The organism is Paraglaciecola sp. QJM3NY_14, assembly GCF_056173245.1.
In genome coordinates this window covers 2430099-2444756 of sequence record NZ_CM149664.1, presented here as the reverse complement: position 1 = coordinate 2444756, position 14658 = coordinate 2430099, and the positions used below count along the sequence as shown (strand labels likewise).

Sequence of the window (14658 nt, the reverse complement as noted above, 5' to 3'; positions counted from 1 at the left end):
ATGCGTCGTCTCTGTAAAATATTGATTAAAACCGTAACCCACTTATTTGCCGCCAGCATTGTTATTACCTATTCCTCGCTCGCCTATTCGACACAATTTAACGTACTGCTATTTACTAAAACAGCTGGCTGGCATCACAAATCGATTAATGGGGCGGTTCAAGCCATAGAGCAATTAGGAGAAAAGCATCACTTTGGGGTTGATTGGCAAAAAGATGCAAGCTTAATTCATGATGAAAATCTTCAGAAATACGATGCGATCGTTTTTCTTCTCACCACCGGTGACATTTTAAATACCCAACAAGAAGCAGCACTACAACGGTTCATTGCATCAGGAAAGGGGTTTGTGGGGATCCACAGTGCCACTGATACCGAAAAAGATTGGCCTTGGTACACTAAACTTGTGGGCCACGTATTTAAGATCCATCCAGAAATTCAAAGTGCCCAACTTAACGTCGAAACAAGAAACTTTCCCGGGCTCGAATATTTTCCGAACTCGGTGTTGTGGACGGATGAATGGTACGAGTTTGGCCCCGCAACAGTTAATGATTTAACGTACTTACTTACGGTGGATGAGAGAACATTTAATCCCGAAGCTAAGTGGGGAGATAACATTGGCAAGGGTATGGGCACACTTCATCCTATTGCCTGGTACCACGAGTATGCTGGTGGACGTGCTTTTTATACCGCCTTGGGGCACAAACCCATTACCTATCAAGATAATGCGTTTTTACAGCACATATATGGTGGGTTATATTGGGCAGCGACCGGTAAAGGAATAAGTGTTACTCCATAATTGATAAGGTGAACAGCTAGATGCAGCGAAAGGCGCAACACACTACCCAAAAAGTAACGCAAGAAATAACGCAACTAAACACGATGTGGTCAGCCCGCCATTTTTCGCAGCATGTTCTACGCGACGGTGATCACCGTTCACCTTTTCAACGCGACAAAGCCCGAATTCTTCACTCCGCCGCATTTAGGCGTCTTCAAGCAAAAACACAGGTATTGGGTGTAGGCATGAGCGATTTTTACCGTACTCGCCTCACTCATTCGTTAGAAGCGTCACAAATTGGCCAAGGAATAGCAGCGCAACTTCGCCAGAAACACCCTCAGTTAACCGAAACCTTAGGGTTAAACGATACGTTGATTGAAGCGCTGTGCTTGGCGCATGACATCGGACATCCTCCTTTTGGTCACGGGGGTGAAGTTGCTTTGCATTACATGATGCGCGACCACGGCGGTTTTGAAGGCAATGGCCAAACATTTCGGATAGTGACACAACTTGAACCCTACACGCCTGAAAATGGGATGAACCTAAGTCGGCGAACACTGCTTGGGCTGGTTAAGTACCCTAATTTTATTCCCGCGTTGGCTAATATTACACCTTCAGACACTGAGAGAGCACGGTCACATCGTAATGTAAAAGCAGCAGACTGGGTGCCACCCAAGGGATTATACGAGTGTGATAAAAGTATGTTCGATTGGTTGGTGGCGCCGCTTTCACAAGAGGATCAGTCGTTGTTCGGCCAGATACTCAGCAGCCCATCTGAACAGAGACATCATAAAACCAAATATAAATCCTTCGATTGCTCAATTATGGAGCTCGCCGATGATATCGCTTATGGCATTCATGATTTAGAAGATGCCATAGTCATGGGTATTGTTAATTTACAGCAATTTGAAGCCCAGATCGTAGAGCCAATTGAGGCATTAAGTGACACTTGGTTGGCGGGACATATTTCAATGCTAGCCAAAAAACTGTTCAGCCAACACCACCATGAACGTAAAGACGCTATCGGTGCATTGGTCAATAGTTTCATCACGCACATTGATATCACCCTCACCGACCCTGCCTATCAAAATGACCTGTTAAAGTACAACGCAGTTTTTTTAACTGAATACGAGCAAGCTTTGGCTATTTTTAAACAATTCGTGTTCAGGCAAGTGATACGTAAACCTGAGATACAGATGCTTGAATATAAGGGTCAACAAGTGGTGATGGGTTTATTTGAAGCGTTCGCCTCAGATCCCGAACGATTGCTACCGGAGAACACACGTCAGCGCTGGTTGAAAGCACAAAGTCGCGATAACGGCATGCGCATAATCAGCGATTATATAGCCGGTATGACAGATGAATTTGCCTCTCGACTCTATGCCAACTTGTTTATTCCTAAGAGCGGGGCGAGTGCGGATAGTATTGGAATTTAACACCTAGATAAAAACAATTGAAATTTTTGGTCTTAATTCATTGTCTTAAGTAGTAATCAGTATGGTTTATGTTGAATTAAGGCCGATATGTTAATCAAAACCCCGAAAGCAAGTGTTATCCGTGAAAACCAGATAACAGACGAAAGCGTATACAACCAAAGACGCGACATTATTAAATCTATGGGCTTTATGGGCGCTTCAGCGCTGCTTACCAGCACACCCGCTCGTGCGAGCTTTTTCGGTGGTGACGATGCTGAAACGTTCAAAACTGAAAAACTTAGCTTTTCGGCCTCCCCTAAAAAAACCAGTACCGCGTTAACGCCTGAAGAAAAAATCATTTCTCACAATAATTTTTACGAATTTGGTACCAGTAAGTCTGACCCCGTAGAAAATGCGCAGCAGTTTAAGGTTAATCCTTGGCGCTTGAGTATTGAAGGGTTGGCCGAAACGCCCTTTACGTTAGATTATGATGATTTATTTAAGCGTTTTCCGTTAGAAGAACGGATATACCGTTTACGCTGCGTAGAAGCATGGTCAATGGTCGTGCCTTGGGTTGGTTTCTCTCTGGCTTCTTTGATAAAAAAGGCCAAACCCTTGAGCTCAGCAAAATACGTCGCATTTGAGACCTTATACGATCCTAAACAAATGCCTGGCCAAAGGAGTCGTTTTACTGGAGGAGGAATAGACTACCCCTATATTGAGGGTTTACGGATAGACGAAGCGATGCACCCCCTCACCATACTCTCGGTAGGTCTTTACGGCAAAACACTGCCAGCCCAAAATGGCGCGCCAATTAGATTAGTCGTACCATGGAAATACGGCTTCAAAAGTATTAAATCTATTACCCGGATCCGTCTAACGGATAAGCGCCCGCCTACAAGCTGGAACCGGTTAGCAGCTAACGAGTACGGCTTTTACGCAAATGTTAACCCTAATGTTGATCATCCCCGTTGGAGCCAAGCCAGCGAGAGACGCATTAGCGGTGCTGGTCTATTCTCCAGAAATAGAATTGATACTAAGATGTTTAATGGCTACGAAGAAGTCGCTGCTTTATATCAAGGCATGGATCTAAGAAAGCATTTTTAATGGCGCAACTACATTTTTTTAAACTTAAACCTGCACACCTGCCCTGGTTAAAGTTGATTATTCATTCGAGCGCGCTCGTTCCATTATTATTAACCTTTTTTCATGCCTTTAATGATGAATTAGGGGCGGATCCTGTCAGCGCATTACTGCATTTTACTGGCTTAGGTGCATTTAAATTACTGCTGCTTTCATTGCTAGTGACCCCTTTAGCGCGTTTTTTAAAACAAGGTCCATTAATGCATGTTCGTAGACTTCTCGGGTTATACAGCTTCACCTATGCGCTAGCCCATATCGCTAGTTACGTGTTGTTCGACTTACAACTTGACTGGCCCCTACTGGTAAGTGAAATAGTGAAGCGCCCATACATCACCCTAGGCTTTGCTGGTTGGCTTATTCTGCTAGCGTTAGCACTCACATCCACTAAAAAAGCACAGCGAAGATTAGGTAAACACTGGCAAGGTCTGCATAACTGGGTGTATTTAGCAGCGATTCTAGTATCGATACATTTTTTATGGTCCGTTAAGTCAGCCATATTAGAGCCTACAATTTATATGGTATTGACCGCTTTTTTACTGGCCTACAGACAAGATAAGCTTAAGCGGTGGTTTAGAAAGCGAATAAAAAGCAACCAAATTAGAAAGAAATAACTTGCATGTATTTTTATACAGTACTATTGTTACCTCAACCACTGTATAAACAAACAGGTATAAACACATGGCGAGCGTACACGCAATATCAGTCTCTAAATCCAGTCACTTCGATAGCGTTTCGGTTTTCAACCAGCAACGGTTACAAGCCATACACAATAGTGCAGATAAGGCGAAGTGGTCTTATCTTATTGCAGATAAAATTGCATTCAAGCAAGCGGATGAGCATTGCATTAAACTCAACATGCCTAGCCCTGAGCAATTAGTCATGTGGCTAGAAAAATTAATTACTTGCGGCCAATGTGCCAATATATTCGTTGAGCATGTAGTGCTAGATGAGATGAGTCAGGCTCGCCTTAGCCAGCTTTGTGTTCTACACAATGTTAATCTAGTAAACGTCATGACCCATGCCCACGGCGACGTTGTAAGAGGACCTTGGCTGAATAGCTGAGCTCGTTTGTTGTTTCGTGTAACTGGGTAACGATTGGAGCAAGATAATCATGCAAGCCGATACACCTATAGTGATTCGCTTGCGCTGGCTAGAATTTTTATAAGTTAAGGTCATGCGCTATTTTTAGTCTCTAACCGTGTATGATCAGCTCATATTGAAAATAACGCGTTAGAGGGATCAGCTCACTAGAGGCTGATAATTTAGATTAATGAATTTACACCTGTGTTTTTGTCATAGCGGTCTTCGCTATGAGCAGTGCTGCGAACCTTACCTACAAGGTTTGAGCTCTCCTGATACACCTGAACAACTCATGCGTTCGCGTTACAGTGCATACGCAACCAGCAACTACCAATACGTATTAGATACTTACACTGTCAATCAGCGTGAATCGTTGACACTTGAAGACCTGCAGCGAGGCGGAAATGAAACGCAGTGGTTACGACTTGATGTGCTGAACACGCAGACCCGTAAAGATGATCTCAGCGGGCAAGTTGAATTTGTCGCCTACTATCAAGTAAACGATACGAAATATAAATTGCACGAACGCTCGACTTTCTATCGGGAAAACAATCTGTGGCGCTACGACAATGGTACCTTGTTCGAAGATGGTGGTTTATATAAGCCACAACGCAACGATCTATGTTTGTGTGGCAGTGGTAAGAAATATAAAAAGTGTTGCCTTTAACACACCTAATATCAATGCCAATAAATAATGGTCCAGTGGTTAATTATTTACTGGCAGTGGTATACGAACAGCGTACAAAAGTGTGCTCCATAATCAGAGCACTCTTGGCATTGAGTCTCTAATCATGACGGGCCAATCACTAAAATGCTTATCTATTTGATTTCTTACACCACAATTCTTTGCTCGTTTGACCGGCGAGCCACACTCCAGGAATAAAAATAAGTAAAAGGCACCTAAAGCAGACTCGAGCAGCAAAACGAGAATTCTTACAGAGGTTATTTACACGGTATAGCGGGATTACTTATCGTTATCTTTGAGCCACTCATTTAAGAGCTTTATTTGCCCACACTTGTAGGCTGCATAGGTTATGCGTAACGCATTGGATAACAGCTCACTATCAGACCATCCAGTCTTAGCAGATAATTCTTTATAGCTTTCCATGCCTTGGGGGGAAACATAGCCGCGAACTTGCTGTTTTCCCTGTTCTTTCTGTCTTTCTCTGAATCTGCGTTGCTTTTCTGCGTTGGCAACCATTTTAGGGTTTTTCATTTGGGTGTCATTTTTCACTATTAAAAGGAGGATAATTTCGTGGTTATCATCCTTTACTATGACAAAGATGTAAAATAATTCACTGTTCAGAGTTGTTTAGCGTACAACTGTTCGCTAAATTACGTCCTTTCAAATATTAAACTCGGAATACTATGACAATCAACCAAGACAGTTTTACAAAAGAAGAATTATTGGCCTGTAGTCGAGGTGAGTTATTTGGCCCAGGCAATAGCCAACTACCCGCCCCTAACATGTTAATGATGGATCGTATCGTCAAAATATCTGAAGAAGACGGAGAGCACGGAAAAGGGGTCATTATTGCTGAATTAGATATTACGCCAGATCTATGGTTCTTTGACTGTCACTTCCCTGGCGATCCTGTTATGCCTGGATGTCTAGGCTTGGACGCTATGTGGCAATTAGTTGGTTTCTTTTTAGGTTGGTGCGGCGGACCGGGCAAAGGCCGTGCGCTAGGTGTGGGTGAAGTAAAGTTCTCTGGTCAAATTCTGCCAACCGCTAAGAAAGTAACCTATAAAATCGATATGAAGCGTGTCATTAAACGCAAATTATTTATGGGTATCGGTGATGGTGAAGTGTCTGTAGATGGACGCGTTATCTATCAAGCGAAAGATCTAAAAGTAGGTTTGTTCCAAGATACCAGCAATTTCTAATCTCATTCTGGTGAACTAATCCTGTGCCTCTAAATTGCGCGTTTATATAACGCGCTTTTTTATTGCCTCGTTAAAATGATAAAGCCCCGTTAGGGGCTAAAATTAACTAGAGTTTAAGGCCAAAGCTTCGGTCTCCCATCGCTTCGCGCCACCCTCCTAACCATTCTGAACGAGCTTCTGAAGCTTGAAATGGACATATTTCTTTAGATTTGCCGGATATACCAGCGTGGTACCCTTTTGAATGCGCTCTGGAAAGTTTGTCTCTCTTTTGTCTCTTCATTTAATCGAGTTTCCTTTTTACGTAGCTATCTAAAATCGTGCTTTAAATAAGCACGTGTATAGAGATAGTTGAACTGCCTTTTTGGTTCAATAATGTTTGTTGATCTTAATACCTATTAATAGGTAACCAATTGAATTTTATTGAATATTTTCATTAAACCTATTTAGAATAGCAAAGGTACTGCTTATGATTTTTTGTAATAGTAATGTCATATAGGCATAAAAAAGCCCGCTAGATGCGGGCTTCACAGAGGTGTATTTTTCTCTACGCTTTAAAACGTCTGCGGATTGCCACAACCATTAAACCGAAAAGTGATAGCACACCAAAACCTGCACCTTTACGGTCTGAATCATTACCGTCACTAGGGTCTTCTCCTGGCTCAGTCACATCACAATCTTCAACGGTCCCACCCATTATTGGCTCAAGGCGAACACTGATGACTTTATCAACTATAACTTCGTCACCATTGCTGTCTAGTAATGTCTCCCCCAAAATATTTTTGGAAGGTACACGCGTTAAAGCTGATGCTGTCACCACACCATTATCATTAATGCCCGTTGCATTCACCAAAGTGTATGGTGAGTTACATTGAATTAAATCGTTCATGTTAACGAACTCTGATGTATTCGTATCATAACGAAATGCGTTGCTTCTACGTGCTGATACCCCCGTTTCCACCTCACCTCGACCCACAACAATACCTGAGTTATTAATTGCGGTAGCAAAGCTTGAGGAGCCTAAGAAGAAGTCTTCTGGAAAAATGGTTTCATCGGTGTTGATATCATGCACAAAAAATTTACTGCGTGATATACCATTCACTTGCTTAACACCGGAGCCAACCACTAAACCATTATTGTTGATGTCTGTGGCCGTGCTTGAGGTAAAATCTTCATCATCCGTAATACCTTTAACGGTATCGCCTTCAAAAACCGCGGCAAATGTTCGTATAAAACCGCTGTCCCTATACTCATCCTGGGATTCACCGACTGCTACTCCATTGTCGTTAATAGCCAAAGCCTTACTTTCATAACTATTAGTGTCATCTTCCTCTGGGGTATACAACAAACCAAGCTCTTTGGTGCTGATGATTTGACCTTGATTATCTAACTGCCAAATAGTAGCGCGGCGCTGAAAGCTGAACTCTAGAGCTTTCTCACCATTTGTTGAGGTAGCTAGGTTGATACGCCTTAGGCACACTTCAACCGGCTCATCAGCACGTATGTCATCATCGTTGCAGTTGTCCACAGACGTTTGCAAAGAGGTCGAATTTAACAACGAAGTGCTATAACCTGCGACTTGGTTATTGTTATTTACATCATAAGCAACACTCAACCCCCCAGCGGTATCGTCAATTGGCGGTAGTTCAACAGTGGTGTTGTTTACTGTGGCATATGCTCTGGTATAGAAATCATTAACAACATAAGTTAACTCGGTGCCATCTTCTAATGTGTAATCAAGGGGGTAAAAAACATCAAAACTACTGCCGACTGTTGTGCCTACATCATTTAAACCACGCACCGTTATATCATTACTGAAGGTATATTCGTTGCTATCTGTATCTAGGACATCAAAGCCAGGAATAAACATATCACTACCATCAGATTCTAGATAAGCATGTCGACTAGCAATTTGTTGCGTCGTCAACCCTTCACGGTTATCGGTAATTAAGGCATATAAAAGTATGTAATCTGCGTCGTTATAGTTACCCACTTTAGCCGCTTCGATATCGGTTAGGTTATCAATCAGCAATTGAGAGTCAAAATCAATCAACGTTTCATCAATCAGCGGATTATAAGGTGTAGAAACATTGACAGCGATTTGCCCGCTGGCGTTTATATCCGTTGGAAAGACATTCACACCTTTATCATTCGCTTCTAGCTCAACCACTGTATATTGAGCAGCGTTTGCCATGGACATCGTCAATGCAGAAAGTGTGAATACTGCCAGTCTTGTTTTATTCATTTAAAATCCTGATTTCTTTTATATTTAGTTTTATTCAGTTAATGCTTCAAGTTCGTCCCATCTAGCGTATGCCTCACTGAGGCTACTTTCAGCATCAGCAAGTTGTGCCAATGTTTTAGATGTAGAATCGTTATCTTGCTTGAAAAAATCTCCATCGCTAATGAGCGACTGTAACTGCGTTATCTCTCGCTCTAGTTTATCGATAGAAACCGGTAATTTTTCGAGTTCTAATTGCTGCTTATACGATAGCTTTTTACTAGGAACGGTTTTCGGCTTGGTTTTAGGACTCTCACTTTGCTTAGAAGTTTCAGCCTTATTTCCTTTTTTAGCGACCGCATTGGCGGCATACCATTGATAAATATCGGCATAACCACCAACAAACTCTTTGATCTTGCCCTCACCTTCGAAAAACAAACTAGAGGTCACTACATTGTCAACGAACTCTCTATCGTGGCTCACCAAAATAAGCGTGCCTTTGTAGTTGCCTAAGATGTCTTCAAGTAACTCCAGTGTTTCCACGTCCAAGTCATTGGTGGGTTCATCGAGTATCAATAGATTGTTCGGCTTTAACATGAGCTTAGCGAGTAACAAGCGGTTTTTTTCTCCCCCAGATAAAGAACTGACGGGTACATTAACTCTTTCAGGTGTAAACAAGTAATCTTGCAAATAGCTAATAACATGCTTGCTGTTACCGTTTATATCAACTTCACGCTTACCATCAGCAATGGCATCAATCACTTTTAGTGATACGTCTAGCTGTGAACGATGCTGATCGAAATAAGCCAAATCTATTTTAGTGCCACAGCGGACTGTGCCTGACGAAGGTTTTAGTTGCTCAAGCAGCAATTTTATAAGCGTACTTTTACCACAACCATTGGGGCCAATAAGTGCAATTTTGTCACCACGAAACACGGTAAAATCTAGATGGTCGACAATATTCTTATCCTCAATTTTATAACTGAGGTTCTCTGCTTCGAATATAATTTTGCCTGAATTTTGCCCTTGCCCTAAGGTAACAACCGCTCTGCCTTGAACATCCCGCCTCTCGCTACGCTCATTGCGCAGAGCCTTCAGTGCACGAACGCGCCCTTCATTGCGAGTACGGCGCGCTTTCACACCTTGGCGGATCCATGCTTCTTCTTGGCTTAACTTCTTATCGAATAATGCATTCTGGGTTTCTTCGACTTCCAAATCGTGGGCTTTTTTATCTAAGTATTCTTGATAATTACCTGGATAACTGACCAACTGACCACGGTCTAAATCAACAATACGGGTGGCAACATTGCGAATAAACGCTCTGTCATGGCTGACAAACACAACCGCACCTTGGTAATCCAGTACGGTGTTCTCTAACCACTTGATCATACTAATATCAAGGTGGTTGGTTGGTTCATCCAATAATAAAATGTCGGGTTGATTCGCTAAGGCACGAGCAAGTGCAGCCTTACGACGCCAGCCACCAGATAATGAAGATAACTGCTGATCAGGGTCTAGCTTTAACTGGGTTAACACCTGCATGATTTTTTGTTCAAACTGCCAGGCGTTGTGATGGTCTAATTGCTGCTGAAGCTTTTCCAACTTGTCCATTTGCGCTTCACTGTAATCTGTTGCAATAACATGCGTCTGGTGGAAGTAGGCTTTAAGTAGCTCCCCTACCTCAGCCATGCCTTCAGCGACATAATCAAATAAGCTGCACTCTACACTTTGCGGTGGATCTTGCGGTAGACGCGAAATTTTAACTTGGTTGCCAACTAAGCGCTGGCCATCATCAAGTTTTAGCTCACCGGCAATAATTTTAAGCAAAGTAGACTTACCGCAACCATTACGGCCTACTAAACAGACTCTTTCACCAGGTTGAATGACAAGTTCGACACCACTTAATAAAGGTGGGTGACCGAAGATAATACTGGCATTTTTAAGTTGTAATAAACTCAAGACAAAAACTCTCTTAATTGTTGTTCGTCGAAAGGCCAACCGAGCTCTTGCTCTGAATCTTGGCGTTTCAGTACTGGGATCCGTGCGCCATATAAATGGTACAGCTCGGTAGATTCTCTGACGTCAAGTTTGACGCAATCTACATCTGGCGCAGCTCGATTTAATATCAATTGTGCGTCATCACACAGGCAACAATTCTTGCCTGTGTAAAAATATATATCAGGCCTACGCATTAAGTGTTAATACCCAGCAGCCATGAATTTTAGGGTTACGCTTAAAATCTTCCGGCAGTGTTTTTTGGGTTATATCTTGAATCGTTAAGCCTAATTGACTTACGCCCTCTTCATCTAACTTGAACTGGCGCAGGTTATTTGAAAACATAATCTCTCCACCTGGGCGCAAGCATTTAACCGCGTTACGTAAAAGCGTGACGTGGTCACGTTGTACATCCCACGTCGTATCCATACGCTTTGAGTTAGAAAACGACGGTGGATCTATAAAGATAAAATCATATTGATTGTTGTGGCGCTCAAGCCAGGTTAAACAGTCAGCTTGAATAAATTCATAAGGGCCTTTTAGCTTATTTAAAGCAAAGTTTTCTTTCGCCCAATCCACATAGGTATTTGACATATCTACCGTGGTAACTGACTTTGCCTTACCCAACGCTGCATGCACGGAAACGCTGCCTGTGTAGGCAAACAAATTTAGAACGTCCTTGTCTTTAACCCGTTGCTGCACAAGTTGACGTGTTACTCGGTGATCTAAAAACAAACCGGTATCAAGGTAATCGGTCAGATTCAGCTTGAATTTGGCACCATTTTCAAACACTTCCAGCATTTTTTGTTTTTGCGATACCTTTTCGTACTGACTCTTACCTTTTTGCTGCGCTCTTACCTTCATGACAATTTGTTCAGCTGGTACATCAACGACTTGCGGCAATGCCACAATCACTTCATGCAACCGGCGTTTCGCCTTGGCTTCAGGTACGTTTTTTGGTGCAGCATACTCTTGTACGACCAACCAATCACCATAGCGGTCAATAGCGACGTTGTATTCTGGCAAATCAGCATCATAAATACGGTAACAATTTGTATTCTCACTTTTGAGCCATTTGCTCAAACGTTTGATGTTCTTATTCAAACGATTCGCGAAATCATTATTACTCAGACTCGTTTCACGGGTAATACAGTTTTTTTCATCCAAAGCGAAATTGACTAACTGACATTCAAGTTTGCCATTCATTAACTTGTATTCTTTGTGAGCAAACATCTTCATGCTGCGTAACAAATCTCGATTAGACGTTAATAGAGATAAGTTCCAACCTTTAAAATGCTCTTTAAGACTTGTTCCCCACGCCTGAAATAACGGTAACAGTGCTGTTATTTCGCTCAAGCGCTCGCCATAAGGAGGGTTACTCACAATGTAACCCGTGGTGTGTCCTTTAGGTGGAATAACTTTGCAGGCATCTATGGTGTTAAATTTTATCCCAGAGAAAACCCCTGCTGCATCCGCATTTTCTTTCGCTATCGACACAACACCATGGTCAATGTCACTGGCGTTAATCACACAGTTAGGGGTAATAATTTGAGCGTTTGCGTCGTCTAATAATGACTGCCACAACGTCGCATCATGCTGTAACCAACGGGTAAAACCCCATCGTTCACGCTTAAGTGCAGGGGCAATATTGGCTGCCATTAACGCCGCTTCAATAGCAATAGTGCCCGCACCGCACATAGGGTCAACTAATGGCGCTTGCTGATCATTGGCCCATCCGCTGCGAACCAACATAGCGCACGCGATATGCTCTTTAACAGGAGCCAAACCAGTTTTGGTACGGTAATGGCGTTGGTGTAAACTTGAACCTGACAAGTCTAAATACACAGTCAACTTGTCGCTCCACATACGCCCTTGAATACGAATATCGGGCTCTATTTTGCTCACTGAGGGCCGCGACTCAAATAATTCATTAAATTGGTCTACCACCGCATCTTTAATTTTCAACGCCCCGAACTGGCTATTGTTAATGCAATGACTCGCGCCGACGAAATCAACGACAAATGTACTATTCACGCTGAAGTGCGATGTCCAGTTTACGCTGCTAGTAATTTGATATACATCATCCGCGCTATCTACATGGCCATCGGCTAATTTCAACATCACCCTGTTCGCAAGGCGTGACCACAAGCAAATTTTATATGCTTGTTCGATCTCACCGGTGAACAGCACTTGGCCAGGTTTGGTTTTTACAGACAGTTGTGGACACAACTTCGTTATTTCTTGGGCAAGCAGCTCATCGAGCCCTTTGGACGTGGTGACTAAAAATTCAAACATATACCAACTCAGTTAATTCTTCGGGCGCGATTATACGGCAAATAAATGCATGTCGCATGGCTAAATACGTAAAAATCAATTTGTTCTTGAAGAGATGAAACAGAAGCGTTGTGAGGGATTTACAGTGATATGAGGCTAAGCGCGTTTGTATACAGGAATATCCACTAAGCACGGGATAAGACGGTCATTCATTACCTTAATCATTTCAAACTTAGAGAACTTTTTGCTGCTATTTACTGCAAATTCGTTTGATATCAACATACACGTGGCACAGGCACCATCTTGCTCAATCACAATGACTTGGCCTAACTCAGGGTATGCAGTATCAGTAGGCTCAAGCAAGGCCAATTGATAATGTACACCACTGGTGCTTTGTGTTTTATACAACCAGCTTTTCATCCCTATTGGTTTATGAAACTTAAGGGCTGCAGTCGCATTCAATAGTATTTGAACCAACTCACCGTCTGATAACTCGAGTCCACTATTGTCTAGGCTTTCAGCTAGTGCCACGTAATGCTCAGTGTCTTCTAAACTGAACAATTGTTTATCGCTGGGAAGATTGACTAAGTTTTTTAATGCAAAGGGCGCAACAAAGGTCAGTGTGTCACCTAAGTCAAGACGCAATTCATTTTCATGTGTATACCAAAACCAATTCGTGTTCGGAAGTAACATGATCCCCTAGCCTATTATTATTAAATCCTAATAAGAAACTAGCATAAATGACTTAGAAATCATGCACTTTCGTCATATCTATTTGTGATAAAGAAAGGCGATCACACCTTGATCATTATAACGAGTCCACGATCTCTTTTATTAATTTTGGCCCCTGGTAGATCAGCGCAGAATACACTTGAATTAAAGGTGATCCCGCTTCGATCCGCGCCTTGGCTGCATGTGGTGAATCAATTCCCCCAACGCCTATCACAGGCACGTTACCAGCGAGCTTAGCGCATAATGAGCTAACGATCCGCTGACTTTTGTCAGTAAGTACTGACCCACTTAGACCGCCAGCTTCCTCGGCGTGTTCTTGACCCTTTACCCTATCTCGATCGAGCGTGGTGTTCGTTGCGATCACGCCATCGATCCCGACGGTTAAAAATGAATCAACCATAGAATCTAATTCAGAACCCTCTAGATCGGGAGCGATCTTAATAAGAATAGGCACACGCTTATTGTGTTTTACTTCTAGCTTGGCCTGCTCTTCTTTTAAACCTTCCAATAATTGGGTTAAAGCGTCCCCGTATTGCAAGTTTCGTAAGCCTGGTGTGTTCGGAGATGAGATGTTAACGGTGACGTAACTCGCATGGGCGTACACTTTGCGTAAGCAGATCAAATAATCATTTAGCGCTTCATCTTCAGGCGTGGTTTTGTTTTTGCCTATATTGATCCCAAGGACACCCTTGTATTTAGCTTTCTTCACTTGCTCAACTAAATAATCAACCCCTTTGTTGTTAAAGCCCATACGATTAATGATCGCCTGTCCCGCTGGCAATCTAAACATTCTTGGCTTGTCATTACCTGCTTGCGCCTTTGGCGTGACCGTTCCTACTTCTATAAAACCAAATCCCATTGCGGCAAATGCATCAATGCACTCTGCGTTTTTATCTAGCCCTGCAGCTAAACCAACTGGGTTCTTGAACGTTATGCCAAGAAATTCCACAGGCTTGTCAGCAATATGTTGTTTGTAAGCCACGTTCAAAAAATTATGTTGAGTCCGCTTGAGCCAGTTGATCGTGAAATCATGGCTCCACTCAGCGTCTTGGGTGAAAAGAAATTTCTGTAAAATGGCATACATGGTGTGTGTTTTCCTTAGACAAAAAAAAGCCCCGGTTATCACCAGGGCATTATAGA

The 14658-nt window shown here is 42.6% G+C and carries 15 protein-coding genes; 7 read left to right on the top strand and 8 right to left on the bottom strand.

Features of this window, described 5'->3' with window-relative positions; translation table 11 throughout:
- The 6 genes from AC0VYA_RS10220 (at position 1) to AC0VYA_RS10195 (ending at position 5079) form a co-directional block, all read left to right on the top strand.
- Complete coding sequence (locus AC0VYA_RS10220) at positions 1-795, top strand: ThuA domain-containing protein (RefSeq protein WP_475490933.1); 795 nt, start codon at positions 1-3, stop codon at positions 793-795.
- Between the two features lie 20 nt (positions 796-815).
- Entirely contained in the window at positions 816-2210 is a 1395-nt protein-coding gene (locus AC0VYA_RS10215; protein WP_475490932.1) for an anti-phage deoxyguanosine triphosphatase, read from the top strand.
- Between the two features lie 87 nt (positions 2211-2297).
- Complete coding sequence (gene msrP / locus AC0VYA_RS10210) at positions 2298-3296, top strand: protein-methionine-sulfoxide reductase catalytic subunit MsrP (RefSeq protein ID WP_475490931.1); 999 nt, start codon at positions 2298-2300, stop codon at positions 3294-3296.
- Positions 3296-3943 carry a protein-methionine-sulfoxide reductase heme-binding subunit MsrQ gene (msrQ, locus tag AC0VYA_RS10205; protein WP_475490930.1) on the top strand — a complete coding sequence of 216 codons (648 nt, stop codon included), beginning with the start codon at positions 3296-3298 and terminating at the stop codon, positions 3941-3943. Before msrP ends, msrQ begins: the two co-directional genes overlap by 1 nt.
- A gap of 67 nt (positions 3944-4010) precedes the next feature.
- Positions 4011-4394: a hypothetical protein gene (locus AC0VYA_RS10200; protein WP_011574822.1), complete on the top strand. Its 384-nt coding sequence runs from the start codon at positions 4011-4013 to the stop codon at positions 4392-4394.
- Positions 4395-4602: 208 nt separating this feature from the next.
- Positions 4603-5079: a YchJ family protein gene (locus AC0VYA_RS10195; protein WP_475490929.1), complete on the top strand. Its 477-nt coding sequence runs from the start codon at positions 4603-4605 to the stop codon at positions 5077-5079.
- 297 nt (positions 5080-5376) lie between these two features.
- On the opposite strand, the gene AC0VYA_RS10190 is transcribed toward AC0VYA_RS10195, so the two are convergent.
- Entirely contained in the window at positions 5377-5628 is a 252-nt protein-coding gene (locus AC0VYA_RS10190; RefSeq protein WP_033187345.1) for a hypothetical protein, read from the bottom strand.
- A gap of 152 nt (positions 5629-5780) precedes the next feature.
- On the opposite strand from AC0VYA_RS10190, the gene fabA reads away from it, so the two are divergent.
- Positions 5781-6299, top strand: coding sequence for a 3-hydroxyacyl-[acyl-carrier-protein] dehydratase FabA (gene fabA / locus AC0VYA_RS10185; RefSeq protein WP_006993975.1), 519 nt, complete (start codon positions 5781-5783; stop codon positions 6297-6299).
- Between the two features lie 106 nt (positions 6300-6405).
- Here the strand turns inward: fabA and rmf are convergent, their stop codons facing one another.
- The 7 genes from rmf to pyrD form a co-directional block, all read right to left on the bottom strand.
- Positions 6406-6579 (bottom strand): ribosome modulation factor, encoded by a 174-nt coding sequence (rmf, locus tag AC0VYA_RS10180; protein WP_011574819.1) that lies wholly within the window; start codon positions 6577-6579, stop codon positions 6406-6408.
- Between the two features lie 264 nt (positions 6580-6843).
- Positions 6844-8541: a DUF3466 family protein gene (locus AC0VYA_RS10175; RefSeq protein WP_475490928.1), complete on the bottom strand. Its 1698-nt coding sequence runs from the start codon at positions 8539-8541 to the stop codon at positions 6844-6846.
- Positions 8542-8571: 30 nt separating this feature from the next.
- Positions 8572-10476: an ATP-binding cassette ATPase Uup gene (gene uup, locus AC0VYA_RS10170; RefSeq protein ID WP_475490927.1), complete on the bottom strand. Its 1905-nt coding sequence runs from the start codon at positions 10474-10476 to the stop codon at positions 8572-8574.
- Complete coding sequence (locus AC0VYA_RS10165) at positions 10473-10709, bottom strand: glutaredoxin family protein (protein WP_041713671.1); 237 nt, start codon at positions 10707-10709, stop codon at positions 10473-10475. The genes uup and AC0VYA_RS10165 overlap by 4 nt, the downstream gene beginning before the upstream one ends.
- Positions 10702-12807 (bottom strand): bifunctional 23S rRNA (guanine(2069)-N(7))-methyltransferase RlmK/23S rRNA (guanine(2445)-N(2))-methyltransferase RlmL, encoded by a 2106-nt coding sequence (rlmKL, locus tag AC0VYA_RS10160; protein WP_475490926.1) that lies wholly within the window; start codon positions 12805-12807, stop codon positions 10702-10704. Before rlmKL ends, AC0VYA_RS10165 begins: the two co-directional genes overlap by 8 nt.
- Positions 12808-12942: 135 nt before the next feature.
- Positions 12943-13479, bottom strand: a complete 537-nt coding sequence (locus tag AC0VYA_RS10155) for a cell division protein ZapC domain-containing protein (RefSeq protein ID WP_011574815.1) — start codon at positions 13477-13479, stop codon at positions 12943-12945.
- A gap of 115 nt (positions 13480-13594) precedes the next feature.
- Complete coding sequence (pyrD, locus tag AC0VYA_RS10150; RefSeq protein WP_475490925.1) at positions 13595-14602, bottom strand: quinone-dependent dihydroorotate dehydrogenase; 1008 nt, start codon at positions 14600-14602, stop codon at positions 13595-13597.
- Between the last annotated feature and the right edge of the window lie 56 nt (positions 14603-14658).

Excerpts from the sequence above, each read along its gene's own strand:
- AC0VYA_RS10220 (WP_475490933.1), top strand. The coding sequence starts at position 1 with ATGCGTCGTCTCTGTAAAATATTGATTAAAACCGTAACCCACTTATTT.
- AC0VYA_RS10215 (WP_475490932.1), top strand. The coding sequence starts at position 816 with ATGCAGCGAAAGGCGCAACACACTACCCAAAAAGTAACGCAAGAAATA.
- msrP (WP_475490931.1), top strand. The coding sequence starts at position 2,298 with ATGTTAATCAAAACCCCGAAAGCAAGTGTTATCCGTGAAAACCAGATA.
- msrQ (WP_475490930.1), top strand. The coding sequence starts at position 3,296 with ATGGCGCAACTACATTTTTTTAAACTTAAACCTGCACACCTGCCCTGG.
- AC0VYA_RS10200 (WP_011574822.1), top strand. The coding sequence starts at position 4,011 with ATGGCGAGCGTACACGCAATATCAGTCTCTAAATCCAGTCACTTCGAT.
- AC0VYA_RS10195 (WP_475490929.1), top strand. The coding sequence starts at position 4,603 with ATGAATTTACACCTGTGTTTTTGTCATAGCGGTCTTCGCTATGAGCAG.
- AC0VYA_RS10190 (WP_033187345.1), bottom strand. The coding sequence starts at position 5,628 with ATGAAAAACCCTAAAATGGTTGCCAACGCAGAAAAGCAACGCAGATTC.
- fabA (WP_006993975.1), top strand. The coding sequence starts at position 5,781 with ATGACAATCAACCAAGACAGTTTTACAAAAGAAGAATTATTGGCCTGT.
- rmf (WP_011574819.1), bottom strand. The coding sequence starts at position 6,579 with ATGAAGAGACAAAAGAGAGACAAACTTTCCAGAGCGCATTCAAAAGGG.
- AC0VYA_RS10175 (WP_475490928.1), bottom strand. The coding sequence starts at position 8,541 with ATGAATAAAACAAGACTGGCAGTATTCACACTTTCTGCATTGACGATG.
- AC0VYA_RS10165 (WP_041713671.1), bottom strand. The coding sequence starts at position 10,709 with ATGCGTAGGCCTGATATATATTTTTACACAGGCAAGAATTGTTGCCTG.
- rlmKL (WP_475490926.1), bottom strand. The coding sequence starts at position 12,807 with ATGTTTGAATTTTTAGTCACCACGTCCAAAGGGCTCGATGAGCTGCTT.
- AC0VYA_RS10155 (WP_011574815.1), bottom strand. The coding sequence starts at position 13,479 with ATGTTACTTCCGAACACGAATTGGTTTTGGTATACACATGAAAATGAA.
- pyrD (WP_475490925.1), bottom strand. The coding sequence starts at position 14,602 with ATGTATGCCATTTTACAGAAATTTCTTTTCACCCAAGACGCTGAGTGG.